The sequence below is a fragment of the Kineococcus aurantiacus genome (assembly GCF_013409345.1).
In the GTDB taxonomy this organism is placed as follows: domain Bacteria; phylum Actinomycetota; class Actinomycetes; order Actinomycetales; family Kineococcaceae; genus Kineococcus; species Kineococcus aurantiacus.
This window is the reverse complement of the sequence record NZ_JACCBB010000001.1, coordinates 3,960,581-3,985,995: the sequence shown is the minus strand read 5'-3', so window position 1 is coordinate 3,985,995 and position 25,415 is coordinate 3,960,581. Positions and strand designations below refer to the sequence as shown.

23 protein-coding genes and 1 other RNA gene are annotated in these 25,415 nt (G+C 75.1%); 6 read left to right on the top strand and 18 right to left on the bottom strand.

From position 1 onward, the window contains the following. Positions 1–325: 325 nt before the first annotated feature. The 16 genes from BJ968_RS25940 to BJ968_RS19020 form a co-directional block, all read right to left on the bottom strand. Positions 326–454: a hypothetical protein gene (locus BJ968_RS25940; RefSeq protein WP_281372741.1), complete on the bottom strand. Its 129-nt coding sequence runs from the start codon at positions 452–454 to the stop codon at positions 326–328. Positions 455–563: 109 nt separating this feature from the next. Further along, positions 564–1,385, bottom strand: coding sequence for a hypothetical protein (locus BJ968_RS19090; protein WP_179754508.1), 822 nt, complete (start codon positions 1,383–1,385; stop codon positions 564–566). Positions 1,386–1,703: 318 nt separating this feature from the next. Beyond that, on the bottom strand, positions 1,704–2,615 hold the full coding sequence (locus BJ968_RS19085) for a CARDB domain-containing protein (protein WP_179754506.1): 912 nt from the start codon (positions 2,613–2,615) through the stop codon (positions 1,704–1,706). Between the two features lie 90 nt (positions 2,616–2,705). Next, positions 2,706–3,078, bottom strand: an RNA gene (gene rnpB / locus BJ968_RS19080) — RNase P RNA component class A. Positions 3,079–3,126: 48 nt separating this feature from the next. Next, on the bottom strand, positions 3,127–4,290 hold the full coding sequence (locus BJ968_RS19075; RefSeq protein ID WP_179754504.1) for an acetyl-CoA C-acyltransferase: 1,164 nt from the start codon (positions 4,288–4,290) through the stop codon (positions 3,127–3,129). Beyond that, the gene (locus tag BJ968_RS19070; RefSeq protein WP_343078138.1) at positions 4,287–4,928 is read right to left on the bottom strand and encodes a CoA transferase subunit B; all 642 of its coding nucleotides are present in this window, start codon (positions 4,926–4,928) and stop codon (positions 4,287–4,289) included. Before BJ968_RS19070 ends, BJ968_RS19075 begins: the two co-directional genes overlap by 4 nt. Then, positions 4,925–5,632 (bottom strand): 3-oxoacid CoA-transferase subunit A, encoded by a 708-nt coding sequence (locus BJ968_RS19065; RefSeq protein ID WP_179754503.1) that lies wholly within the window; start codon positions 5,630–5,632, stop codon positions 4,925–4,927. Before BJ968_RS19065 ends, BJ968_RS19070 begins: the two co-directional genes overlap by 4 nt. Then, on the bottom strand, positions 5,629–6,642 hold the full coding sequence (locus BJ968_RS25050) for a fumarylacetoacetate hydrolase family protein (protein ID WP_179754501.1): 1,014 nt from the start codon (positions 6,640–6,642) through the stop codon (positions 5,629–5,631). The genes BJ968_RS19065 and BJ968_RS25050 overlap by 4 nt, the downstream gene beginning before the upstream one ends. Beyond that, complete coding sequence (locus tag BJ968_RS19055; RefSeq protein ID WP_179754499.1) at positions 6,639–7,778, bottom strand: FAD-dependent oxidoreductase; 1,140 nt, start codon at positions 7,776–7,778, stop codon at positions 6,639–6,641. Before BJ968_RS19055 ends, BJ968_RS25050 begins: the two co-directional genes overlap by 4 nt. Positions 7,779–7,806: 28 nt before the next feature. Then, positions 7,807–8,772: a cyclase family protein gene (locus BJ968_RS19050; RefSeq protein WP_179757029.1), complete on the bottom strand. Its 966-nt coding sequence runs from the start codon at positions 8,770–8,772 to the stop codon at positions 7,807–7,809. Between the two features lie 17 nt (positions 8,773–8,789). After that, positions 8,790–9,944, bottom strand: coding sequence for an alpha/beta hydrolase family protein (locus BJ968_RS19045; RefSeq protein WP_179754497.1), 1,155 nt, complete (start codon positions 9,942–9,944; stop codon positions 8,790–8,792). 3 nt (positions 9,945–9,947) lie between these two features. After that, a complete protein-coding gene (locus BJ968_RS19040) occupies positions 9,948–10,973 on the bottom strand; it encodes a VOC family protein (RefSeq protein WP_179754495.1) in 1,026 nt (341 codons plus the stop codon). 122 nt (positions 10,974–11,095) lie between these two features. Then, positions 11,096–12,310 (bottom strand): MFS transporter, encoded by a 1,215-nt coding sequence (locus tag BJ968_RS19035; protein WP_179754493.1) that lies wholly within the window; start codon positions 12,308–12,310, stop codon positions 11,096–11,098. Positions 12,311–12,440: 130 nt separating this feature from the next. Beyond that, positions 12,441–13,361 carry a LysR family transcriptional regulator gene (locus tag BJ968_RS19030; protein ID WP_179754492.1) on the bottom strand — a complete coding sequence of 307 codons (921 nt, stop codon included), beginning with the start codon at positions 13,359–13,361 and terminating at the stop codon, positions 12,441–12,443. A gap of 38 nt (positions 13,362–13,399) precedes the next feature. Further along, the gene (locus tag BJ968_RS19025; RefSeq protein WP_179754490.1) at positions 13,400–14,731 is read right to left on the bottom strand and encodes an ROK family protein; all 1,332 of its coding nucleotides are present in this window, start codon (positions 14,729–14,731) and stop codon (positions 13,400–13,402) included. Between the two features lie 10 nt (positions 14,732–14,741). Then, a complete protein-coding gene (locus BJ968_RS19020; RefSeq protein WP_179754488.1) occupies positions 14,742–16,196 on the bottom strand; it encodes an MFS transporter in 1,455 nt (484 codons plus the stop codon). A 296-nt stretch (positions 16,197–16,492) separates the two neighbouring features. Between BJ968_RS19020 and BJ968_RS19015 the strand changes: the two genes are divergently transcribed. From BJ968_RS19015 to BJ968_RS19010, 3 genes are read left to right on the top strand one after another with little or no spacing between them, the layout of a single operon-like run. After that, positions 16,493–18,139: a GMC oxidoreductase gene (locus BJ968_RS19015; protein ID WP_179754486.1), complete on the top strand. Its 1,647-nt coding sequence runs from the start codon at positions 16,493–16,495 to the stop codon at positions 18,137–18,139. Between the two features lie 27 nt (positions 18,140–18,166). Next, positions 18,167–18,571, top strand: coding sequence for a C-glycoside deglycosidase beta subunit domain-containing protein (locus BJ968_RS23820; RefSeq protein WP_218885169.1), 405 nt, complete (start codon positions 18,167–18,169; stop codon positions 18,569–18,571). After that, the gene (locus BJ968_RS19010; RefSeq protein ID WP_218885168.1) at positions 18,568–19,479 is read left to right on the top strand and encodes a sugar phosphate isomerase/epimerase family protein; all 912 of its coding nucleotides are present in this window, start codon (positions 18,568–18,570) and stop codon (positions 19,477–19,479) included. Before BJ968_RS23820 ends, BJ968_RS19010 begins: the two co-directional genes overlap by 4 nt. 50 nt (positions 19,480–19,529) lie before the next feature. Here BJ968_RS19010 and BJ968_RS19005 read toward each other — a convergent pair whose 3' ends face one another. Then, positions 19,530–20,237 carry an SDR family NAD(P)-dependent oxidoreductase gene (locus tag BJ968_RS19005; protein ID WP_179754484.1) on the bottom strand — a complete coding sequence of 236 codons (708 nt, stop codon included), beginning with the start codon at positions 20,235–20,237 and terminating at the stop codon, positions 19,530–19,532. 99 nt (positions 20,238–20,336) lie between these two features. On the opposite strand from BJ968_RS19005, the gene BJ968_RS19000 reads away from it, so the two are divergent. From BJ968_RS19000 to BJ968_RS18990, 3 genes are all read left to right on the top strand, one after another. Next, entirely contained in the window at positions 20,337–22,787 is a 2,451-nt protein-coding gene (locus tag BJ968_RS19000) for an EAL domain-containing protein (RefSeq protein ID WP_179754482.1), read from the top strand. A gap of 86 nt (positions 22,788–22,873) precedes the next feature. Next, positions 22,874–23,617: a peroxide stress protein YaaA gene (locus tag BJ968_RS18995; protein WP_179754480.1), complete on the top strand. Its 744-nt coding sequence runs from the start codon at positions 22,874–22,876 to the stop codon at positions 23,615–23,617. A 10-nt stretch (positions 23,618–23,627) separates the two neighbouring features. Beyond that, a complete protein-coding gene (locus BJ968_RS18990) occupies positions 23,628–24,767 on the top strand; it encodes an SLC13 family permease (protein WP_343078132.1) in 1,140 nt (379 codons plus the stop codon). 94 nt (positions 24,768–24,861) lie between these two features. On the opposite strand, the gene BJ968_RS18985 is transcribed toward BJ968_RS18990, so the two are convergent. After that, positions 24,862–25,338 carry a MarR family winged helix-turn-helix transcriptional regulator gene (locus tag BJ968_RS18985; protein WP_179757027.1) on the bottom strand — a complete coding sequence of 159 codons (477 nt, stop codon included), beginning with the start codon at positions 25,336–25,338 and terminating at the stop codon, positions 24,862–24,864. Positions 25,339–25,415: the final 77 nt, after the last annotated feature.

Genomic DNA, 25,415 nt, shown 5'->3' with positions numbered 1-25,415 from the left:
TCGTGGGCGACGGGGTGTCGAACTCCTCGGCGTGGTGATCTCACAGGAGGGTGCAGCCATGAGCACGTTGCCCGACCCGCCCGACCCGCCCGACCCGCCGGACGTCGAGGGCGGGACTCCCGTCGGACAGCGGTAGTCGGTGGCAGGCACCGCCTCCCCGGGCCGAGCAGTGCTCGACCGTGGCGAGGAGGTGGTGGCCGAGTGTCGTCGGGGAACCCGCACGGGCAGGTGAGGAGCGCCGAGACCGCTGGGTGCGCGTCACGCGCCACGACCGTGCGCGACGCGGCCCGCGCCGTGACCGTGACGTCGTGCCCGGCGCAGAGGGTCACGGCACGTCGATCCACAGCGGCGCGCCGAACAGGTGGGCGGGCAGGACGTCGCGGATCCACGCTGCCCGTCTGGCGGCGTACGCAGCGACCCGGACCTCGAAGGCGGGGTCTTCGACAGTGCTCATCACCGCTCCGGTGGCCGGCGCTCTCGCCCCGGTTGGACGCTCGACCAGCACGACCCACGCAGGCGGTTGCGCCCGGTCGAAGTCCCAAACTCGTGGATCCGTGGGTCGTTCAGGAGCCGGTGCCCGCACGTGCTGCCAGCTGGTGCGCCCGGGCCGAGACCTGCCCGGCGCGGGACCGCTGACGTTCGGCCATGACCTGCAACTGGGCCGCGCGCTCCGCATCGTCCTCGCGCACGGCCAGTTGCTCGTACAGCGTGCTGCAGTGCTCCAGCGTCAAGGCCAGCTGCTCGCACGCCGCGATCGCGGCGGTGGCCATCTCCTGCTCCCGGTCCCGGCCTGCTGCCTGCTGGGCGTCCTGCTGCTCGCGCAGCCGCGCCGAGCGGTGACGAGCGTCGCGGGAGTAGAAGCGTTCGTCGGCGGAGTAGTTCCGGTCACTGCGGGCACTGCGGCGGTCCCGGTCGGCGGCTTCGCGGTCGGCGAACGCCGTGCGCCGGTCCTGCGCGGCGGCCCGCCGGTCGGCGCGGGCCTGTTCCCGGCTGGCCTGCGAGGCGCTGGTGTCCTGCCCCTGCGCCCCGCGGTCGGCGTCGGCCCGCTCGTCGGCGGCGTCGCGGTCGTCGGCGCTCGTGTCGCGTTCGAAGGCGGCGGTGTCGCGGTCCTGGGCGGCGGCGTCACGCTGCTCGGCCCGGTGGTTGCGGTCGCCGGCGGCGAGGTCCCGATCGACGGCTGAGGTGTCTCGGTCTCCAGCCAGTCGGTCGAAGTCGGCCAGGATGCGCCCCCGCGTCTGCGCGAGGTCAGGCCCGTCCGCCGACGTCTGCCACTGCTCGTCCAGCGCCTGCCAGCGGGTGGTGAACACCTTCCACTGCTCTTCCAGCAGCTGTTGCCGCTCCGACTCGGTCCGCCGGTCCGCCGGCGATCCCCTCTGCTCCTCCACCCGTCAGTGGTACTCCACCGGCCCGTCCTCGGACCACCCCGTGACCGACCTCCCGGCAGGATCGAGGTGGAGTGGTCGCCGCACCCGCCCCACCCCGGTCATCGGCACGGCCGCGACGTCCATGTCCGTCACCGACGCCCTACGACGTGACACACCTCGGTGGGAACCGCTCGACTCGAACACCCGTTCGACTCCTGGTAGCGTTCGGAGTGGCGGGTCGGTGTGGGGAAGCGCCGGCCCGCCCCCTTTCCCGACGTGGCACGGGACGGCCCCCGGCACCTCGAGGTGCCGGGGGCCTTCAGCCTGGAGGGGCGGGCGTCAGAGCGGCAGGTCCACGTCGAGGGTCGCCGTCGCGGTGGCGAGGAGGTTCCCGCCCCACGTCGTGTCGCTGACGGTCCACCGGTTGGTGGTCAGCTTCGTGACGTGCCAGCGCGTGAAGTCCGGGGTCTGGCCGGCGGCGCAGTCGAGCAGGTACTCGGGGTCGCCGTAGTGCCACTTGTAGATCTCGCCGAGGTTGATCTCCGCGCTGGTGGCGCTGGTCGCCCGCGCCGGGACCTCCACCTTGCCGGACTGGCTGAACGGCCCGCTGTAGTAGTAGTCGGTGTTCCCCGCCCCGTACGTCCCGAAGGACTTCTCCGTGCCGGGGACCACCCGCCCGCCCACGAAGCAGGCCCCGTAGCCGGTGCCGCTGAGGTAGCTGGCGATGCCGGTCTTGCCGGGCACGGCGGGGAAGGTCGAGTAGCTCGTGAGGCCACGCAGGCTCGTCGTCATGGTCGGTTTGGCGGCGACCGTGAAGGTGGTCTTGGTGCGGTTGTTCGACTCGTTGGATTCCGCGATGCGGCCGGCGTCGTCGACGTAGGCCAGGATCTCGTGCGTGCCGGTGGTCGCGGTCCAGGTCGAGGAGCCGGTGGGGCCGCCGCTGGCGACGACCGTGGTTGACTCCCCCGGCGCGAGGGACCAGGTGACGTAGTCGGACCAGGTGCGGAGCTTGCCGTCGACCTGGAAGCCGACGCCGTGGATGACATCGGCAGGGGTGGCAGCGGTGCCCTGGTTCTTGATGGTCGCGGAGAAGGCGAGCTGCTGCCCGGCGGCGACCGACTGCGGGGCCCAGGTGACCTTCGTGACGACGAGGTCCGGTCTGGCCGGCGCGGCCTGTGCGGTGCCTGCCCCCAGCAGGCCGGCCGCGACCGCTGCTGCGGCGGCGAGCGTGGTGGAGCGGTGGATGCGCATGGTTCCCCCCATGTGAGCGCCGGGCACAGCCGTTGTGCCCGGTGCGCAGCGTAGGGCCGTGCGGGTGAGTTCCGCGCGACCCCCGATGGGGGGACGAGTCGGCCTGTAAGCCGGATCCTGTACCGCTCCGGGGAGCGGTGGCGACCATCCCTCTAGGACGTGCGTCGCCGCACGCCTCAAGCGACCTACCCGGCAGCTCGGGCGGGCCGCCCTCGAACGCTGCCTGTCTGGTCTTGCTCCGGGTGGGGTTTACCTAGCCGCACTGGTCACCCAGCACGCTGGTGGTCTCTTGCACCACCGTTTCACCCTTACCGCGCCGATCGCTCGGCGTGGCGGTTTCCTTTCTGTGGCACTGTCCCGCGGCTCACGCCGGGTGGCTGTTAGCCACCACCCTGCCCTGTGGAGTCCGGACTTTCCTCGGCGGCCGGGTCGCCCCGGCCGACGCGGTCGCCCGGCCGACTCGTCCGCGGGACAGCCTAGGGCATCGGGCCGGACGGGTGGCCCGGCCCGGTCAGCGCCCGCGCAGGAGCACCGCGGTCCCCTGACCACCGCCCCCGCACAGCGTGGCCGCGCCCAGCGCCCCCGGGGCCAGGTGCAGCGCCACCGACCCCGCGATCCGTGCTCCCGACGCCCCCAGCGGGTGCCCCAGGGCGATGGCGCCGCCGTGCGGGTTCACGACCGCCTCGTCCAGCCCGAGCAGCCGCGTCGAGTGCACCGCCACGGCCGCGAAGGCCTCGTTGACCTCCACGTGCGCGAGGTCGGCCGGGTCGACGCCGGCCCGGTCCACGGCCCGGCGCAGCGCGTTCGCCGGCTGGGCGTGCAGGGTCGTGCCCGGACCGGCGACGGTGGCGTGCGCGACGACCTCGGCCAGGCCGGTGACCGCGTGCCGCTCGGCGTAGCGGGCGCTGACCAGGACGAGCGCGGCCGCGCCGTCGGTCAGCTGTGAGGAGTTCCCCGCGGTCACCGTGCCGTCGGCGGAGAACGCCGGCCGCAGCCGGGCCAGGACCTCCGGGGAGCTGTCGGGGCGGATCCCGTCGTCCTCGGTGACGGTGGTGGCGCCCCGGCGGCCGGGGACCTCGACGGGGACGACCTCCTCGGCCAGCCGCGCGCGGGCCTCGTGGGCGCGCCGGTGGGAACGGGCCGCCCAGGCGTCCTGCGCGGCCCGGTCCAGACCCAGCGCGGCGTTCTCCGCGTCGGTGCCCTCCCCCATCGCGCGGCCGTCGAAGGCGTCGGACAACCCGTCGCGCTGCAGGGTGTCGACGAGCTCGGCCGCCCCGTACCCCAGACCCTGCCGGGAGCGGGTCAGGGCGTGCGGGGCCAGCGACATCGACTCCTGGCCCAGCGCCACGACGACGTCGAACTCGCCCGTGCGCAGCAGGCGGTCGGCCTGGACGACGGCCTCCAGCCCCGACAGGCACACGGCGTTGACGGTCCAGGCCGGGGCCTGCAACCCGACGCCCGCCCCGGCCGCGGACTGCCGGGCGGGGTTCTGCCCCGCCGCGGCCTGCAGCGCCTGGCCCCCCACGACGGCTTCGACGGCGGCCGCGTCGATCCCGGACCGCCCCAGCGCGGCACGGACCGCCACCGCGCCCAGCGTCGTCGCGGGGACCGCCGCGAACGCCCCGTTCCAGCGGACGAAGGGAGTCCGGGCGCAGCCCGCGACCACGCTGTTCACGCCGGGACCGCCACCGAGAACGGGGCACCGGTCAGGGCGCGCAGCTCCTCGACGTCCTGGCCCGCGGCGACCTCCACCAGCACCAGCCCCTCGGCGGTCACGTCGAAGACCGCGCGGTCGGTGATGACCCGGTCCACCACGCCCTGACCCGTCAACGGCAGGTCGCACTCGGCCACCAGCTTCGGCGACCCGTCCCGGGCCACGTGCTCCATGACGACCACGACCCGGGGGGTGCCCGCGACCAGGTCCATCGCCCCGCCCATGCCCTTGACCATCTTCCCCGGGATCTGCCAGTTCGCCAGGTCCCCCCGCGCCGAGACCTGCAACGCCCCCAGCACCGCCACCGCCACGTGCCCGCCGCGGATCATCGCGAACGACGTCGCGGAGTCGAACACGCTGCCCCCGGGCAGGATCGTGACCGTCTGCTTCCCGGCGTTGACCAGGTCGGCGTCCTCCTCGCCCTCGAGGGGGAACGGGCCCAGGCCCAGCAGCCCGTTCTCGCTCTGCAACGTCACCCGCACCCCCGGCGGCAGGTGGTTGGCCACCAGCGTCGGGATCCCGATGCCCAGGTTCACGTGGTCACCGTCGCGCAGCTCCGAGGCCGCCCGCGCCGCCATCTCCTCCCGCGTCCAGGTCACGAAGCACCCCTCGCTCTCGTCGTGCGCTGCTCGATGGGCCGGTCGTGGTCGGTGCGGACCACCGACGTCACGAACACCCCGGGGGTGTGCACGTCGTCGGGGTCCAGGAACTCCCCCTCGTCCAGGACGTGCTCGGCGTCGACGACGGTGACCGGGGCGGCCGTGGCCACGACGGGGTTGAAGTTGCGGGCCGTCAGCCGGTACCGCAGGTTCCCCGCCCCGTCGGCGGTGCGGGCGTGCACCAGGGCCAGGTCGGCCACGATCGCCCGCTCCTGCAGGTAGGTCCGCCCGTCGAACTCCGTCGTGGGTTTGCCCTCGGCGACGGGGGTCCCCACCCCGGTCGCGGTCCAGAACGCCGGGATGCCCGCGCCCCCGGCCCGCAGCCGCTCGGCCAGCGTGCCCTGCGGGACGAACTCCACGTCCAGGTCGCCGTCGAGGTAGCGCTGCGCGAACAGCTTGTTCTCCCCGACGTAGGAGGCCAGGACCCGGGAGACCTGGTCGCTCTCCAGCAGCAGACCCAGGCCCTGCCCGTCGACGCCCATGTTGTTCGACACGACCGTCAGGTCCCGGACCCCGGCGTCGCGGACGGCCTCGATCAGGGAGAACGGCACCCCGCACAACCCGAAACCCCCGACCGCGATCGTCATGCCGTCCCGCAGGACGTCACCCAGCGCCTCCGCGGCGCTGCTGCGGACCTTGCTCACCGCGCACCCCCCACCACGTCGGGGACGGCGCGCTCGCGGCGCCGGGACCGGGTGCGCGCGGGCGGGACGACGGGCAGCGCCGCCAGGTCCGCCCCCGGGACGACCCGGTTCTGCACCGCGCCGATCCCCTCGACCTCCAGCCGCACGACGTTGCCCGGCCGCAGCGGCGGCGGGTCCTGCCGGCCCCGCCGGCCCCACAGCTCGGCCAGGCAGCCGCCGTTGCCGCACGTGCCCGAGCCCAGCACGTCACCGGGCCGCACCCAGGTGCCGCGCGAGGCGTAGGCGATCATCTCCTCGAACGTCCACCCGGCGTTGGAGAGCAGGTCGTGGCCGACGCGCTCACCGTCGACGAAGGCCTGCAGCTCCAGGGCCAGGAAACCCTCGTCGTCGCGGAAACCCTCCAGCTCGTCGGGGGTGACGATCCACGGCCCGAGGGTCGTCGCGGAGTCCTTGCCCTTGGCCGGGCCCAGGTTCACCCGCATCTCCCGGCGCTGCAGGTCGCGGGCCGACCAGTCGTTGAAGACCGTGTACCCGAACACGTGCTCGCCCGCGCGGGCCGGGTCGACGTCCTGCCCGGCCCTCCCGACGACGACCGCGACCTCGAGTTCGAAGTCGAGGACGGAACTGCCCGGCGGGACCGGCACGTCGTCGTGGGCGCCCACGAGCCCGTGCGGGTTGGTGAAGTAGAACGTCGGCGCCTCGTACCACTCCGGGACGACGGCCGTGGAGCCGTCGACGCTGCGCACGACCCCCTCGACGTGCTCCTCGAAGGTCACGAAGTCCCGCACCGACGGCGGCTGGACCGGCGGCAGGAGCTGGGCGTCGGCGACGGGGACGGCCGCGCTGGAACGCAGCGCCCAGGCGGTGGCCTCGGCGGCCGACCCCGGCGCGGCGGCCAGGTCCAGCACCGAGGTGGTGCCCTTGAGCGCGTGCAGGACCTCCTGCCCCGGGTCGCCGGCGACGGCCGCGGTGAACTCGGTCCCGGCGTGGCGGGCGCGGGCGAACCTCATGCCGGCACCGCCACGAGCGCGGAGATGCGGCGCATGAGGCCCGGGACGTCGGTCTCCTCGCGCGGGGTGCGCTCCAGCAGCCAGCGGCCCAGCTGCACCGAGGCGTCGACGACCTGGCGGGCCCGGTCGCGGCGGCGGTCGGCGTAGGTGACGAGCAGGTCCTCGGAGAACCCCTCCGCCTCTACGAGCAGCTCGGCGAGCACGGCGGCGTCCTCCAGCGCCTGCGCGGCGCCCTGGGCGATGGTCGGCGGGCAGGAGTGCACCGCGTCCCCGGCGAGCACGACGCGGCCGCGGTGCCAGGCGCCGTCGACGAGGTGCGTCTCGAAGCGGGTGTAGTTGACGTGGGTGTCGGGGGTCAGGCTCTCGCGGATCTCGTCCCAGGGGCCGTGGTAGGCCCGCGCCAGGTCCCGGACGACCTCCACCTGCTCGGTCGGGGTGAGGCCGGAGCGGTCCTGGACGTCCTCGACGAGGTAGGCGTAGACGGAGTCCTCACCCGTGGGGCAGTACCCCGCGATGTGGCAGGGGCCGCCGTAGGTCAGGTCGGTGCGGACGACGTCGGCGGGGCGGGGCACGTGGACGCGCCAGATGCCCATGCCGGTGCCCTGCGGCTCGACGTCGACGCCGACGGCCCGGCGCGTCCAGGAGCGGATGCCGTCGGCGCCGACCACGAGGTCGTACCGGCCCGAGCCGCCGTCGGAGAACCGGACGTCGACGCCGTCGGCGTCCTGGTCCAGGCCCGTGGCCGACACGCCGAAGCGCACCTTGGCGCCGACCTCGGCGGCCGCGTCCAGCAGGATCCCCGCCAGAACCGGGCGCGGCATCCCCAGGGTCGCCGGCAGGTCCGGGCCCCCCGTGCGGACGTCCGGGATCTCGGCGACGACGGTCCCGGCCGGGTCGGGGGCCCGCAGCCCCAGGGAGTCGAAGGCGTAGCCGCGCGCCTGTACGGCGGGCCAGACGCCGAGGTCGCGCAGGACGCGCAGCGCGTTGCCCTGCAGCGTGATCCCCGAGCCGGCGTCGGAGGTCCCCGGCCGCGCCTCGACGACCTCCACCTCGACCCCGGACCGGGCGAGCAGGATCGCCGCGGCGCACCCGGCGGCACCCCCGCCGACGACCAGGACTGAACGGACTGCGGGCATCGTCGCCCCACCTCTCCACACGACGGAACTACTTGACGGCGATCGGGTTCAGCGGCGCCCCGACGGCCCCGGTCACCGGCAGCGGCGCGGCCACGAGCAGGAAATCGTAGCGGGAGTCGGCCGCGCAGTCGTCGGCCAGCTCCTCCAGCGCCCACATCTCCCCGACGAACAACCCCATGTTGGGGATGACCACCTGGTGCAGCGGCTGGAACGCGACGTCGAACTCGTTCGGCCGGACCTCGAAACCCCAGGTGTCGGTGGCGACGGCGGCGACGTCGCGCTCGTGCAGCCACTCCGCCGACGTGAACGACAGCCCGGGGGCCGGGCCGCCGGCGTACTCGCCCCAGCCCTCGCGCCGGGTCCGGCCGTACTGGCCGGTGCGCACCAGCAGCAGGTCCCCGGTGCCCACCCGGGAGGTGTCCCCCTGGGCGGCGATGGTGGCGTCGAGGTGCTCGGGGGTGATGGCGAAGCCGTCGGGCAGCTCGCCGAACCCGTCGCCGAGCACCCGGCCCACGTCGAGGAGGACCCCGCGCCCCGTGAAGTCGGAGGCCACCGTCTCGATCCCGGTGCGGGAGTCGCCGAGCGAGGTCACGACCTCCCCGGCCCGCCGCCCGTTCCAGGTGCGGCCGTGGTCGAAGATGTGCCCCAGGCCGTCCCACTGGGTCGAGCACTGCAGGGGCATCGCGACGACGTCGTCGGCCCCGCCGAGGCCGTGCGGGAAACCCTGCACCCCGGCCTCGGCGTCGGTCCCGGTGTCGAGCATGGTGTGGACGGGGTTCGTCCGCCGGCGCCACCCCTTCTGCGGCCCGTCCATCGAGAACTGCTGCGCCAGGGAGAAGCTGCGGCCCCGCCGGACGAGCCCCGCCGCGGCGCGGCGGTGCTCGTCGGTGATGAGGTTCAGCGTGCCCTTGACGTCGTCCTCGCCCCACCGTCCCCAGTTGGACACGCGCGCGACGGTGGCCGCGATGGCCGCCTCGGGGTCGGTGCGGTCCAGGGTGGCCGGTTCGACGGTCACCGGGTGGTCCCGCCCAGCCGTTCGGCGACCCAGTCGGCGATGAGGTCGGTGGCGACCGACCCGTTGTCGACGCTGGAGTGCGCCGTCCCGCCCGTGCGGTCGGTGAACACGACCAGTTCGCGGTCGGGGGAGTTCACGAGCTGCTCGAACGTGCGGTGGGCGTACTGCAGCGGGATCTGCCGGTCGTGCTCGCCGTGGGTGACCAGGAAGGGCACCTGGATCTTCTCCACGACGCCGTCGAGGTGCATCCGCTCGGCGACCTCGAAGAAGTCGTCGAGGTCCTTCGTGCCGAAGACCCACTGCACGTGGTCCCAGTAGTGCGGGACGGGACGTTCGCCCTCGCGGTCGCGCCGCGCCTTCTGCACGGCGCGCCAGTCGTGGTTGGCGCCCCACGCCACGCCGAGGGCGAACCGCGGCTCGAACGCGACGGCGCGGGGGGCGTAGTACCCGCCGAGGGAGACCCCGAGCAGGCCGATCCGGTCGGCGTCGACGTCCTCGCGGGCGGCGAGGAACTCGTAGACCGGGGTGGCCCAGCGCTCGGACTCCGGTGTCGCGTGCAGGTCCTGCAGCCGCAGCGCCTCCCCGGTGCCCGGCTGGTCCAGGCACAGCGAGGAGACCCCCCGGGCGGCCAGCTTCGCGCCGGGCCCGGTGCGGTGCAGCATCTCCTTGGTGGAGTCCAGGCCGTTGACCTCGACGAGCAGCGGTTTCGGCCCGTCACCGGGGGCCTTCGTCAGGATGCCCGTCAGCACCGTCCCCTCGTAGGGGATCTCGACGCGCTCGGCGTTCTCGCCCGCGAGCTCGACCCCGCGGTCGAAGGTGCGGCGGAACTTCGCGTACAGGGCGACGCGGGGGGCGTGCCCGGCGGCCTGCATGCGCTCACCCGTGAGGAAGTACGTCGCGGCACGGCCGAGCTTCTCGCCGGCCGACAGCAGCCGCCCGGCCGCCTCGTCCTCGGCGGCGAGCTCGACGAGGGTGTCGCCCTGCCGTTCCCACGCCGCCATGAGGTCCTCGGTGCCGGCGTCCTCACCGCGGGTCGCGGCCTCCAGCAGCGGCCGGCAGATGGCGTCGACCTCGCCGATGCGGGCGCCCATCTCCATCGCGAGGTTGACGGAGAGGTTCCAGACGTAGTTGCCGGGGAAGTACTGGAACATCCTTCAGCCCTGGCCCTGCTGGGCGTACGGGTTGAGCAGCGCGTCCTCGGTGCCCGGCAGGACACCCTCCTCGGTGGCGGTGGGACGGCCCGGGTCCGGCGGGAACGACTCGGTCATCGACATCGGCATGGCGCCGTTGCGGTAGATGCTGTTCGAGCCCAGCGACGGCTTCCAGGCGTTCGGTTCCCAGTCCGGCACGTAGTTGCGGTAGCCGCCGGTGTTCAGCTCGACGCGCATGCCGCCGGGTTCGCGGAAGTACAGGAAGGTCTGCTCCCCGACGCCGTGGATCGAGGGGCCGTACTCGATGTCGACGCCGTTCTCCATGAGGACGTCGGCCGCCACGAGGAGTTCCTGGTGGCTGTCGGTCCAGAAGGCGATGTGGTTGACGCGGCCGCCGAGCTGGGAGGAGTCCAGGACGCAGCCCAGGTCGTGGGACTTCTCGTTGGTCGTCAGGACCCCGAACACCGTGACGGGGGCGTGGTCGAGCTCGGTGAAGGCCATGGTGCGGAACCCGAGGACCTCGGAGTACCAGGCGGCGAAACCCTTGACGTCGGTCGCGGCGACCGTGACGTGGTCGAGGAACCGGGGCGCGGCGGCGTGCGAGGACCGCTTCTCGGGGCGGTCGGGGAAGATCGACGTCAGCTCGGCCGGGGCGGAGTGCTTGGGGACGTCCCAGTACAGCTCCATGGTGTGGCCGTAGGGGCCGGTGAACCTGAACGAGCGGCCGTGCCCCTGGCGCTTGTCGGACCACTGCCCCTCGACGCCCTTGCCCTGGACGCGGCGGGCGGCCTCCTCGAGGGCCTGCTCGCTGGTGGTGCGCCAGGCCATGTTCACCAGCGCGGGCTGGGCGCCGGGCGAGACCACCAGGCTGTAGGGGTAGTAGTCGCCCCAGCAGCGCAGGTAGACGCTGCCGTCCTCGTCGCGCTGCACCTCGCGCAGGCCGAAGCCCCGCTCGAAGAAGCGCACGGAGGCCTCCACGTCGGGGGAGGCGATCTCGAGGTGGGCCAGGTGAGCCAGCAGGTTCGTCATCGAACGGGTCCTCTCGGGGTCTTCGTGGGCGGCGCCGGAGGCGCGGGAGGCGCTGCGCCGCGGCCTGTCACGACTGTGCGGCATCCCGCGGTCATCAGGGAAGAACGTTTTCGCGATGCCCGTCATCCACGACGTCGATGCCCCTCGGCGGTGCGCCACGTGACGGCGGCCAGCAGCACGGCCAGCAGCGCGACCCCGCCCAGGGCCGGGGACAGGCTCCCCAGCGCGGCGGTCAGGGCCAGCACCAGCAGCGGGCAGGCGAACTCGCCGGCGAACAGGGCGGCGGTCCACCAGCCGGTCGCCCGCCCGCGCTGGTCCAGGTCCAGGCCCCCGAGCGCCCACGTCAGCAGCGACGGCAGGAGCAGGCCGGTGCCGGCCGAGGCGACGGCGGCCCCCAGGAGCACGACCGGCACGGACCCGGCCAGGGCGACGCCCACCAGCCCCGCGCCGGCCAGGGTGAAGGCCACCGGCAGCAGGACACCGGACCCGCGGGGCGCGAGCCGCGCGAAGGAGGCCGCCCCGACGCAGGTGGCGACGGCGGCGGCGGCGCTGACGGCGCCGATGGTGGCGCTCGACCCCACGCCGAGGGCGTCCAGCGCGTAGGACAGCTCCACGATCGGGGTGTAGAACACCAGGCCGCCCCCGAGCGTGACGAGCAGCGGCAGGCGCAGGGCGCGCGCGTCCAGCGGCGGCAGCGCACCGGTCCGGCGCGGTGCGGGTTCGCGCAGCAGCACGCGCACGGCCACGGCGCCGACGACCCCGACCGCGTACAGCCAGAAGGGGGTGCGCCAGTCCCCGGCGGCCAGGGCACCGCCGGCGGCGATGAACACGACCGCCGACAGGCTCGTCGCCACGGTCTGCAGGCCGAAGTAGCGGTTGCGGCGGGCGCCCTCGAACAGGTCGCCGAGGAGCGTGGTGCAGCACGTCATGACGCCGGCCTCGGCGACGCCGACGAGGGCTCGGCTGACCACGACGGCGGGCAGCGAGTCCAGCCACAGCGGTGCGGTCCCGAACACCGAGTACAGGACCAGGGACGCGGTGAGGACGCGCAGCCGGCCGACCCGGTCGACGGTGCGGCCGGCGACGGGCGCGAGCAGCGCGATGGCGACGGCGGGGACGGTGAGGGACAGCGGTACGAGCACGTCGACGCCGGGCTGCCCGGCGAACGCTCGGGCGATGCTGGGCTGGACCGGGGCGATGAGCACGGCCCCCAGCACCGCCAGGGTGCTCAGGGCGACGAGCAGGACCCCTTGCGGGGCACGGGCACCGGTCGGGCCGGCCCGGCGGTGGGCGGGAGCGGCGGTCGTCCAGGGCGAGGGGGGCTGGGCAGTGGGCACGCGGACCTCCTGGGTGCGCCTGCTCCGTCGCAGGCGGTGCCAGGAGTGTCGGGGAGGGGCGGGACCGTTGGGCAGAGCGATCTGCTGAGGTCGGTCATCAGCGCCGTGGATGGCGCGGTGGGCGGCGCCGTCAGGACCCCACGTCGGGCAGCGTGGCCGCGGCCCGCCGGACGAGGTCGCGCAGCCAGGTGTGCTCGGGGTCGGCGGTGTAGACCGGGTGCCACCACATGGCCTCCAGCAGCAGGCCGACCTCGACCGGCGGGCGCAGCACCCGCACCCCGGAGCCGGGGGGCAGCCGCGCGGCGAGGCGTTCCTGCAGCAGCGCGATCCGGCCGCTGCCGGCGACGAGGGCCGGGACGGCCAGGAAGTGCTCGGTGACCACCTGGACGTGCGGCTCGACGCCCAGCAGCCGCATCTGCAGCGCGGCCGGGGTGGAGGCGACCGGCCCGTGGTAGGTCACCACCCACGGCATGGAGCGCAGCTGCCCGACGGTCAGCTCCGGCCCCACGTCGGGGTTGTCCTCGGCCACCAGGCAGACCCAGCGGTCGCGGTGCAGGTCCTGGTGGGGCAGGTCGGTGAGGAAGCCGTGCGGCAGCAGCAGCAGGTCGGCGTCGACGAGGACGCGTTCGGCGTCCTCGACGACGGGCGGGGTGTTCACCGAGAACCGCAGCCGCATCCCGGGGGCCTCGGCCGCCAGCAGGGCGGCCAGCGGGCCCCCCAGGACGGTCTCGGCGTAGTCGCTGCTGACGATGCGGACGTCGCGGACGGAGGAGGCCGGGTCGAAGTCCGGTTCGGCGCTGAAGACGCGCTCCACCCCGGCCAGCGCGACCCGGACCTGCTCGCGCAGCCGCACGGCCAGCGGGGTGAGCTGGTGGTCGTTGCCCACCCGGGTCAGCAGGGGGTCGTCGAAGTGCCGGCGCAGGCGGGCCAGGGAGGCCGACAGGGCGGGCTGGCTCAGGCCCATGCGGGTGGCGGCGCGGGTGACGCTGCGCTCCTGCAGGAGGGCGTCGAGGGCCACGAGGAGGTTCAGGTCGAGGTTGCGCAGGTTCACGCCGGCTCCCGCGGGTCGTGGCGCCGGGGCCGCGGGGGTCAGGCGACCACCCCCGCCGAGAGCCGCTGGAGGGTCGCGGCGTGCCCCAGGGGCTGACCGTCCTCCACCCAGTGCCCCAGCGCCACGGGGTTCAGCAGGTTCTCCGCGGCCAGCAGCCCGGCGCCGACGACCCCCTCCAGGTGGTCCAGGGAGGCCGCGCGGATCACGAGGTCGCGCACGGCCAGGTCGGTGCATCGCTGCCGGACCGTGTCGGCCATGACGTCCAGGAAGCGCGTCCCGGTGCGCAGCACCCCGCCGCCCAGGACGAGGGTGCCGGGGTTGGAGAAGTTCACCAGGTGCGCGGTGACCTCGGCGACGGCGCGCGCCGAGGCGTCGATGAGCCCGGCGGCGACCGGGTCCCCGGCGAGGGCCGCGCGGCCGACGTCCTGGGACGTCAGGTGGCCCCGGCGCTGCAGCGCGGCGGCCAGGGCCGGGCTGTCGCCGGCCCGGGCGCGCTCGGTCGCGTCGCGTTCGAGGGCCCAGCCCCCGGCGATGGCCTCCAGGCACCCGGTGCGGCCGCACCGGCAGGACAGGCGCGGGTCGTCGGAGACGTGGACGTGCCCGATCTCCCCGGCCGCGCCGCGGTCGCCGCGCAGCACCCGGCCGCGCACGACGAGGCCGGCGCCGATGCCGCTGCCGACCTTGACGAAGAGCATGTCGCGGCCGTCGTGGGGGGTGGCCCGCGTCCACTCCCCCAGGGCCATGAGGTTGACGTCGTTGTCGACCCACACGGGGGCGTCGTAGTGGTCGCGCAGCCAGGAGCGGACGCTGAACCCGTTCCAGCCCGGCATGATCGGCGGTGCGACGAGCCGGCCGGTGGCGTACTCCACCGGCCCGGGGACCCCGACGCCGATGCCCCAGGGGACGGTGACGCCGGTGCGGCGGGCCAGCGTGGTGAACAGGTCGTGCACCCGCTGCAGCGTCGGTTCCGGGCCCTCGGCGACGGGCCAGTCCTCGTGGGCGGTCCCGACGAGGGTGCCGCCGAGGTCGAGCACGGCGGCGGTGATCTCGGCGGCGCCGATGAGGGCGGCGTAGACGTGACCGCTGCCGGCGCGGAAGCGCAGGGTGCGCGAGGGACGCCCCCCGCTGGACGGCGCCAGCTCACCGTGCTCCAGCAGGCCCAGCCCGATCGCCTGCTCGACCCGCTGGGTCACGACCTTGCGGCTGAGCCGGCTGGCGTCGACCAGCGCGGGGCGGGTGGTGGCCCGCCCCGCGCGCACCAGGTCCACGACACCGGCCAGGGTCGCCGCGTCGGGGTCGGGCACCGGGGCCAGGAGGGGCGTCGGTGCGCCGACGGCGCGGGCGCGCGGGGCGGTCGGTGCGTCGGTCATGGCAACCCAGCTACGAGTGGTCGGTGCGCGGTGCGTCGGGACGGCTCGTCCTATCACACGCCCGCGGCGCGCCGGGCGGCCAGTTCGGCCCGGAGGGCAGGCAGGCGTCGCTGCAGGTCGTAGGGGGCGATCGCGACGATCTGCAGCAGGGCCAGCGCGATGGGCAGCCCGAGGTAGAGCCAGGTGATGCCGTCGGCCACGGCGTCGGTGACGGCGGCCGGGTCGTACCCGACGGCGGCCAGGCCCCAGGCCAGCAGGGCCGACCCAGCGCCGCCCCGATCTTGGTGCTCATGCTGTACCCGGCGAACAGCAGGCCCTCGTCGCGCCGCCCGCTGCGCCACTCCTGCTCCTCGACGATGTCGGCGGTGAGCGCGGGGGCGGCGACGAAGCCGAAGCCGCCGACGACGTTGGCGACGAAGAACACGGCGGTGAAGGCGACCAGGTTCCCCGTCAGCGGGACGAGGGCCGCGGTCAGGACGGCGGCGGCCACCAGGCCCAGGACGATGCCGCGGCGGTGCCCCAGCCGCTGCAGGACCCAGGGCGTCAGGGGGGCGCCGACGAGGGCGGACAGGGAGAAGGCGGTGAGGACGACCGCGATGGCGGCCGGGTCGTGCAGGACGTGCAGGGCGAAGAACACGGTGCCGGCGGTGGTGATGCCCAGGCGGGTGAAGGACAGCACCGAGAACGCGAACACCGACAGCCAGGACCTGTTGCGCAGCAGCGCCTTCAGCGACGCCCCGAGCTGCCCGCGCTCCCGGCTCACCGGGGCGTGGGGGACGCGTTCGCGGACCTGGGCGAAGACCACCCACAGCAGCAGGGTGCTGACCAGCGCGTACCCGGAGATCACCCAGGCGAACCCGGAGCGGGAGGTGGGCGAGCCGCCGACGGCCACGATGAGCGGCTGGGTGGCGGTGGAGACGACGATCAGGCCCAGGCCGATGCCGAGGGCGCGGTACCCGCTGAGCTTCATGCGCACGTCGGAGTCGGTGGTGGCCATGGACAGCAGCGCCCCGTAGGGGACGTTGACCAGGGAGTAGGCCAGGCCGACGAGGATGAACGTGACGTAGGCGTAGGCCACGGTGCCGGCGCCGCCGCCGGCGGGGGCCAGGAACGTCAGGACGGTCAGCCCGCCGAGCAGCGGGGCGCCGAAGAGCAGGTAGGGCCGGGCGCGTCCCCAGCGGGTGCTGGTGCGGTCGAGCAGGGCGCCCACCATGGGGTCGAACACGGCGTCGAGCAGGCGCGCGAGCAGCATCAGGGTGCCGGCGGCGGCGGCCCCGATGAGGGCGACGTCGGTGTAGAAGAACAGCAGGTAGCTGGAGATGGTGGTCCACACCAGGTTCGCGGCCACGTCGCCCAGCACGAACGCGCTCCGTTCGCGCAGGCGCAGCGGTGCGGGCGGGGTGCCGGGTGGGGTGGCGGGCGAGGTGGGCCGGACGGCGGGGGTGGAGTCTTGCCTCGCGCTCATCGTTGAGTCCTTCGTGTAGAGGGCGCCGACGGTGGCGTGGGAGCAGGTTGTGTTCACAAGGAACAAAAGTCAAGGCAGTTGCCTTCTCCCGGAGGCGGTCCCTCACCAATGGGGGTCATCCAGTGCGCTGATGCCGCGGCGATCACCCCGTTGCGCCATCCGGTCGACATAGTTGTCTTTTGCTCTGCGAGCACATAAGTTGCCTGCGTGGTCGAGGACGATCCCGTCCTCCGCCCGCCGACGCGACCCGGTCGCCCGGCGCCGGCGTGCCCGTGCCACCCCGCCCAGGAGGACCGATGTCCCCCACCGCCCCGGCCCCCCGCCGGCCCGACCACCTGCCCGATCACCTGCCCGACCACGTCGACGTCGTCATCGTGGGCAGCGGCCCGGCGGGGGCCGCCTACGCGCGCGTCCTCAGCGAGCAGGCCCCGCACGCCACGATCGTGCTGTTCGAGGCCGGCCCGCTCATCAGCGACCCGCCCGGCGCGCACGTCAAGAACATCGCCGACCCCGCCGCCCGCGCCGCCGCCCAGCGCGCCTCCGAGGGGCGCCGGCCGGCCGCCGCGGACACCCCCACCGACACCCTCGACGGGTACGCCGACGGCGCCCACCGCCTCGTGCGCCCCGGCACGTCCCTGCTGCCGACCGGGTGGCGGCAACCGGGCGAGGACGGGATGCCCGCCGCGGCGGTGTCGACCAACGTCGGCGGGATGGCCGCGCACTGGACCGGCGCGTGCCCCCGCCCCGGTGACAGCGAGCGCATCCCCTTCCTGCCCGACCTCGACGACTTGCTCACCGAGGGCGAGCGCCTCCTGGGGGTTTCGAGCACCGCCCTGGCCGGGGCGCCCCTGGCCGGGGAGGTCCGCCGGCGCCTCGCGGACGCCCTCGACGCCGGGCGGGCCCCGGGCCGCCGCGTGCAGCCCATGCCGCTGGCCGTGCGCCGCGAGACCGGCCCCGACGGGACCGGGCGGCTCGTCTGGTCCGGCTCCGACGTCGTCTTCGGCGCGGTCACCCGCGAGAACCCGCGCTTCACCCTCGTGCCCGAGGCGCTCGTGACGCGGGTGCTCACCACCGACGGCCCCGAGGGCCGCCGCGTGACGGGGGTGCGCGTGCGCGACCTGTCCGCCGGTGACGGTCCCGACGGACCCGAGCACGAGGTGTCCGCCGCGCACGTCGTGGTCGCCGCCGACGCCCTGCGCACCCCGCAGCTGCTGTGGGCCTCCGGCGTGCGGCCGCCGGCCCTGGGCCGCTACCTCAACGACCAGCCCCAGGTCGTCTTCGCCGTCCGCCTGCGCGACGTCCCGCAGAGCGCCGGGGAACCGGAGACCCTCGGCGTGGACCCGCGCACCACCCCCGGCATCACCGCCCAGAGCGGGGTCAGCTGGGTGCCCTTCACCGACGAGCACCCCTTCCACGGGCAGGTCATGCAGCTCGACGCCTCCCCCGTTCCCCTGCCCGCCGGCGACGACCCCGTGCCCGGTTCCGTCGTCGGGCTCGGCTGGTTCTGTGCCAAGGACGTCCAGGCCGGCGACCGCGTCGCCTTCAGCGAGACCGAGGTCGACGAGAACGGCATGCCCGCCCCGCGCCTGCACTACACGCTGACCGCCCGCGACCACCGCACCCTGGAGGAGGCCCGCGCCGCCGTCCGCCGCGCCGCGCTGGCCCTCGGGGACCCCCTGGACGACGAACCCCTCACCTTCCCCAACGGCGCTTCCCTGCACTACCAGGGCAGCGTGCGCATGGGGGCGCAGGACGACGGCACGTCGGTCTGCGACCGGGACAGCCGGGTGTGGGGCGTCGCGGGCCTGCACGTGGCCGGCAACGGGGTCATCCCCACCGCCACGGCCTGCAACCCCACCCTGACCTCGGTCGCGCTGGCGGTCGCCGGCGCGCGCAGCATCGCCCGCGCCCTGCAGCACTCCCCCGCGCACGCCGGCGCCTGAGACCCCACCCACCGGAAGGACGACACCGTGCTGGACCGAGAACTCATCCAGAACCGAGGTTTCCGCAACGTCGTCGACGACGACGGCACCACCACCGGCTTCCAGCTGCGGCTGCGGATGCCGAACTACCGCGGCGTGGCGGGCAGCCTCGTCGACGGCGTCGAGGTCGAGGTCGACGGCGAGACGTGGGACCGGGAGGTCCCACGCTGGACGTTGCAGGGCAGGGACTTCAGCATCGACGAACTGCGCACGTCGACCGACGTCCGCTGGCAGCTGGACGAGGCGGCCACCATCACCGTCCCAAAACCCGGGGGCCTGGAGCCGGGCGTCCACGACGTGCGGGTCAGCATCGCGATCCGCGCGCCCTACATCCCGGCGCAGTTCCAGCCGTCCCTGTTCCCCGCCCAGCGGAAGGTCACGATCGTCGCATGAACACCCCCAGCACCCCCGGGTTCCAGTACGGCGTCTCGCTCTACAGCTACACCGACGACCTCGGCACGGTCCTCACCCTGGAGGACGCCGCCGCCGAGATCGCCGACCTGGGGGCCACCGGCATCGAGATCCTCGGCGAGGGCAACGTACCCGGGTACCCCGAGCCCAGCACCGCGTGGATCGACGGCTGGCACCGCCTGCTGCAGACCCACGGGCTGACGCCCACGAACTACGGCTCGTGGATCGACTCCAGCATGTGGCGCCACCGCGACCTCACCGTCGAGGAGGGCACCGCGATCCTCGCCCGCGACCTGCGCCTGGCCCACACGCTGGGGTTCAGCACGGTGCGCCCCAAGATCGGCGTCGTCTCGACGGACCTGCGGCCCCACCCCATCTGGGAGGGCGTCGTGGAACGGAACCTGGACCTGGCCGCGGACCTCGGGATCGTCATCTGCCCCGAGATCCACGCGCCCACCCCGATCCGGCACGAGGTCGTCGACGGGTACGTGCAGTTCATCGAGCGCACCGGCACGAAGAACTTCGGCCTGCTCATCGACACCGGCATCTTCCAGACCCGCTCGTTCCTGGGCCTGCACGCCGGCCTGAGCGAGGAGGCCAACGAGGAGGGGTGGCGCCGGCCCCTGGCCGTGCCCATGGCCGACCTCGTCGACGTCCTGCCGCACGTGGTGTTCATCCAGGCCAAGTTCTTCGACATCGGTGACGACCTCGTCGACCAGCAGATCCCCTGGGCCGACGTCGTGGACACCCTGGTCGAGCACGGCTACACCGGCTGGCTGTCCAGCGAGTACGAGGGCGTGCGCTCGCCCTACCGTTCCCTGGAGCAGGTGCGGCGCCAGCACAGCCTGCTGCGGTCCCTGGAGTCCGCTGCGCGCAGCCGTCTGGGGTGATCCCCGTGCGCCGCGGGCCAGGACGCGCCGGGCCCGCGGCGCCATCTCGGTCAGCGCGCGAAACCCTCCGGGACCAGCACCTTCTCGGGTTCCCCGGACCGGACGAGGTCGAGGATCGCCTCGGCGACGTGCTCGGCGGTGTGCGGGGCCGGTCCACCGGGGCGCTGCTGCAACCGCCCGGCGCGCAGCACCCGGTGGAACTCGGTGTCGGTGATGAACGGGTAGACCGTGGAGACCACGACGCCGTCACCGGCGAGCTCGCGCCGGGCCACCGCCGAGAGCATGTTGAGGGCGGACTTGGTGGCCGCGTACGCCCCCGCCCCGGGCAGCACCATCCGGGAGGTCCCTGAGCTGACGTCGACGACGGCGCCGGCGCCCTGGGCGCGCATCACCGGCAGCACCGCCTGCAGCGCCACGAGCGGGGCCACGACGTTGAGCTCCAGGACGGCGCGGAAGTCGTCGACGTCGACGTCCTCCAGCGGTGCGTGGAGCCCCTGGCCGGCGTTGTTGACCAGGACGTCGAGGCGCCCGAACGCCTCCACCGCGGTGTCGACCGCGGCCTGCACCTGCGCGGGGTCGGTCACGTCGGTGCGCACGGCCACCGCGTGCGGCAGCTCCGCGGCCAGCGCCTCGAGGCGGTCGGCCCGGCGCGCGGCCAGCACGACCTTCGCCCCGGCGGCCGAGGCGGCGCGGGCGGTGGCGGCTCCGATGCCGGAGGAGGCGCCGGTGATGAGGAAGACCTTGTCGCGGGGATCCACCCCGTCAGCAGACCACCGCCGCAGCCGGCCGACCACTCCGGCCGGTCCCGCCCCGGCGGTCGTCCTGCGGTGGCGGGCGGGAGCGTGGATGATCCAGGGATGGCCGACGGCGCCCGCCCCCGCGAGTCCGCTCCGGAGCCCTCCGGGGAGCACTCGCACCGGGGCGGTGAGGAGGGGGCCGGCGGGCCCGTGCCCGACCGGCCGGTCACCGCCGAGCCGCCCGGGCCGCCCGGGCCCGCGACCCCCCCGCCCCTGGTCGACTTCGCCGCCGCCGCCGCCACCACGCTGCGCCACCTGCAGCAGCGCATCGGCATGGACAGCTGGGCCCTCGCCCGCCGCGACGGGGACGACTACGTCGTCCTGGCCGCGGTGGCCCCCGACGGCGTCGGCCCGGTCGCCGGCGGCGTCATGGCCTGGTGCGACACCTTCTGCGCCGCCGTCCTCGCCGGGCGGGCCCCGGTCTTCAGCACCCGGGTCCACGACACCCCCGCCTGGGACCACGCCCGCCGGGCCACGGGTTTCCCGTGGACGTCCTACCTGTCGGTCCCCCTCACCGGACCGGACGGCACCGTGCTGGGCAGCCTGTGCGCCGGGGCCCACCCCAGCGACCCCGCGCGGACGCGGGCCCTGGAGCACGCCGCGAGCGAGGCCATGGCCGAGGTGGAGCTGGCCGCGAGCCTGCTCGGGACGCTGCTGGCCTACGAGGTCCGCCTGCAGCAGGAGGCCCGCCGCGCCGAGCGCGCCGAGGCCGCCGCCGAACGGGACGCCCTGACCGGGGTGGGCAACCGGCGCGCCTGGGACGGGGCGCTGGCCGCCGAGGAGGCCCGCGCCCGCGCCCTGGGCGGCACGGCCTCCGTCCTGGTCCTGGACCTGGACGCGCTGAAGGAGACCAACGACACCCACGGCCACGAGGCCGGGGACGCGCTGCTGGTCCAGACGGCGCGGGTCATCGGGGAGCACCTGCGCGAGGCCGACCTGCTCGCGCGCCTGGGGGGTGACGAGTTCGCCGTCCTGCTGCCCGACGTCGACGAACCGACCGCCGCGCAGTGGCGGACCCGGTTGCAGGCGGCGCTGCAGGCCGCGCACGTCAGCGTCTCGGTGGGCGCGGCCACCCGCCGGGCCGCGACCGGGCTGGGAGCGGCCTGGCGGCAGGCCGACGCCGCGATGTACCTGGTCAAGACCGCGCGCGCCGGCCGCCGCGTGCCACCGGTCCCGGCGGGCACCACGTCACCGCCGGGGACCGCGGCCGAGCGGGCACCGGGCGCGAGCGGCCCCGGCGGCCCCGGCGGCCTCGTCGCCGCGGCCACCGGCGCCCCGGTGCCCGGCACGGACGGGACGGTGCAGGGCCTGGCGAGCCTGGACGACGCGGTCCTGACCGCCCGCATCGAGCAGCTGCTGGAGGCCGCCCGGCGTCAGCTGGGCCTGGAGACGACCGTCCTGGCCCGCTTCGACGGGCAGAGCTGGCGGCTGCACCACACCGCCACCGCCCCCGGCGTGCCCGACCACCGCGGTTTCGCCTGCCCCCGCCGCGAGACCTACTGCCAGCGGCTGCTCGAGGGCCACCTGGACGCGGTGGTCCCCGACACCCGCGCCGACCCGGTCACCGCCGGGCTGCCGCTGACCCGGGCCCTGGACGTCGGCGCCTACCTCGCCGCCCCGGTGCACCTGGCCGACGGGACCCTCTACGGCACGGTGTGCGCGCTGTCCCGCACCGCCGAGCCCGACCTGCGGCCCCGCGACGTCGGTGTCCTGGAACTGCTGGCCGACGCCTTGAGCGTCCCCCTCACCGCCCACCTGCAGCGGGCCCGCCGACGCCGCGACACCCTCGCGGCGCTGGACGCCCTCGCCCGCGCCGGGGGGCCGCGCCCGGTCTACCAGCCCGTGGTCGAGCTGCGCACCGGCCGGGTCCTGGGCCACGAGGCGCTCAGCCGCTTCCCGCACGACGGCCCCGAGGCCTGGTTCGCCCGGGCCGCGGCGGCCGGCGTCGGCCCCGACCTGGAGCTCGACGCGCTGCGGGCCGCGCTGCGTCGACGCCCCGCCCACCCCGGGGAGGCGCTGTTCCTCAACGTTGGTCCCGCGCTGGCCGGTTCACCGGCCCTGGCGCGGACGCTGGAGGAGCACCTGCTCCCCCGGGCCGACCACGGCACCGGACGGGACCTGTCGGGGATCGTGGTCGAGATCACCGAGCACGAGCAGGTCCAGGACTACCCCGCGCTCCTGCGCCACCTCGAACCGCTGCGCCGCGACGGCCTGCGCCTGGCCGTCGACGACGCCGGGGCGGGCTTCGCCAGCATGCGCCACGTCCTGGCGCTGCACCCGGAGTTCGTCAAGCTCGACATCAGCCTCGTGCACGGCATCGCCACCGACACGACCCGCCAGGCGCTGGCCGCCTCCCTGGTCGCCTTCGCCGAGCGCACCTGCACCCACCTGATCGCCGAGGGCGTCGAGAGCGAGGAGGAGCTGCGGTTCCTGCGCGACCTCGGCGTCGCCTACGGCCAGGGGGTCCACCTGGGACCGCCCGTGGACGCCGCCCCGCCGGCCCACCCCTGAGGCCCGCCCCCGCCCCGCACGGGCCCGCCGGGGCGTCCTCGAAGGGGAAGCGCAGGTCACAGGGGCGTCCCGTAGGCTCCCGCCTCGTGCTCGTGCTGCTCCCGCCGTCGGAGACCAAGTGGGCGGGGCCGCAGCGCGGTGCCCCCGCGCGTCTCGACGCCCTGTCCCACCCCGCCCTGACGGCCGCCCGCGAGCAGGTCCTCGACGCGCTCGTCGAGGTGTCCGCCCGCCCGGACGCCGCGGACCTGCTGGGGGCCGGGGCGAGCCTGGCCGACGTCGTCGCCGCCAACACGACGCTGCGGACCCGGCCGGCGGCGAAGGTGTCGCAGGTCTACACCGGCGTCCTGTACGACGCCCTGGACCTGCCGACGCTGCCCGCCGCGGCGGCGGAGCGGGTGCTGGTCGTGTCCGCCCTGTGGGGCGTGCTGCGGCCGCGCGACCGGGTCCCGGGCTACCGGCTGTCGATGGGCACCTCGCTGCCCGGCGTCGGGCCGCTGGCCGCGTTCTGGAGACCGCGGCTCGCCGAGGTCCTGGCGCCCCGGGGCGTCGTCGTGGACTGCCGGTCCGCGGCGTACGCGGCCGCGTGGGCGCCGGACGCGGACACGGCCCGGCGCACGGTGGGCGTGCGCGTCCTCTCCGGCGGCAAGGTCGTCTCCCACGCCGCCAAGCACACGCGCGGGCTCGTCGCCCGCCACCTGCTCACGCGCCCGGGCCGGCCGCCGCGCACACCCGCCGCCCTGCACGACGCGGTCGTCGAGGCGTTCGGGGCGAAGCTGCTCGAACCGTCCCGGCGCGGCGGGTCGTGGACGCTCGAGGTCGAGGCGCCCTGACGTGTGGTGGGTGAGCGGGATCGCCGGGGTCGTCGTCGTCGTCACCGGCCTGCTGGGCGGTGACGGCCTGTCCGAGGTCGCGGGGCGGGCCGGGCCCGTCCTGGCCTTCCTCCTGGCCGTCACCGTCGTGGCGGAACTGGCCGACGAAGCGGGGGTCTTCGACGCCGCCGCCCGGCTGGCGGCCCGGGTCGGCCGGGGCCGGACGTGGCTGCTGTGGCTGCTGGTCGTCGCCCTGGGGACCCTCGCGACGGTCGTGCTGTCCCTGGACACGACGGCCGTCCTGCTGACGCCCGTGGTCCTGGCGCTCGCCGCGCAGCTGCGCCTGGACCCGCTGCCGTTCGCGGTGACGACGGTGTGGCTGGCGAACACCACCTCGCTGCTGCTGCCCGTCTCCAACCTGACCAACCTCATCGGCCTGCGCACGCTGGAGGGTTTCGGCGTGCGCGGCACGGTGGGTTTCGCGGGGCTGACGTGGGCGCCGTTCCTGGCCGGCCTCGCCGGGGCGGTGCTGGTCCTGGGGCTGGCGTACCGGCGGCGGCTGCGCGGCCGCTACGACCCGCCCCCCGCTGCGCCGCCGCGGGACCCGGTGCTGTTCAGGACCTCGGCGGTCGTGTGCGCGCTGCTCGCGCCGGCGTTCGTCAGCGGGATCACCCCGGCGGTCCCGGCCGCCGTGGCCGCCGCCGTCCTCGTCGCGGTGTTCGCAGTGCGCCGCCGGGAGGCCCTGCGGTTCGGGCTGCTGCCGTGGCGCACGGTCGTCCTGGTCAGCGGGTTGTTCCTCGTCGTCGAGGCCGCCCAGGTGCACGGCCTGGAGGACCTGCTGCGCCCGCTGGCCGGGACGGGTGAGTCGTTCGGGGACCACCTGCGGCTGGCCGGGACGGCGGCCCTGACCGCGAACGTGGCCGACAACCTGCCCGCCTACCTGGCCGTCGAACCGCTGGCCGGCAGCGCCGCCCGGCTCGTGGCGGTGCTCGTCGGGGTGAACCTCGGCCCGCTGGTCACCCCGTGGGCCTCGCTGGCGACGCTGCTGTGGCTGGACCGCTGCCGGGCCCGCGGGGTGCGGGTGTCGCTGCCGCGGTTCGCCCTGCTGGGGCTGGTCGGCGCCCTCGTGTGCGTGCCCGCGGCGACGGCCGCGCTCCAGCTCGTCCGCTGACGGCCCCGCCACCGACGGCCCCGCCCCGCGCCGGGGCTGGCCAGGTCCACGACGTCGCCGGTCCTGACCCGCGGGCCGGTCCGCGGGCCGGGGTTCACAGGTCCCGGTGGTGCTCCTCGAAGGCCTGCCGCATGCCGGCCAGGAAGCGGTGCACGACCTCCAGCTCGGCGTCGTCGAAGCGCTCCATGACGGCGTCGCTGCGCCGGCCCAGGGGCCCGAAGAAGCGCGTGGCGAGTTCCTGGCCGGGTTCGGCGTAGCGCAGGAACACCTTGCGGCGGTCGGTGTCGGAGCGGTCGCGGCGCAGGTGGCCGTGCTTCTCCAGCCGGTCCACGACGCCGGTGGCCGCCCCGGTCGTCACGTCGAGCAGCCCGGCGAGCTCACCGGCCGTCAGGGGGTCGTCGGCGGCCTCGCGGCGCATGACGTGGATCAGCGCCTGCAGGTCGGTGGGGTGCAGGCCGTGGCGGTGGGCGAAGGCGTGCGCGATGCGTTCGGACGTGCCGACGAGGTCGCGCAGGTCGTCGACGATCTCCTGCTCGCGGCGGGCCCGCGGGGTGTCGCGCGGTCGGTACATGCTGCTCATCGGGTTGCCACCCTACCGCTTCCGCGCTAGAAATCTCAGTGACTGAGAAGTTCAGCGAAAGAGGTTCC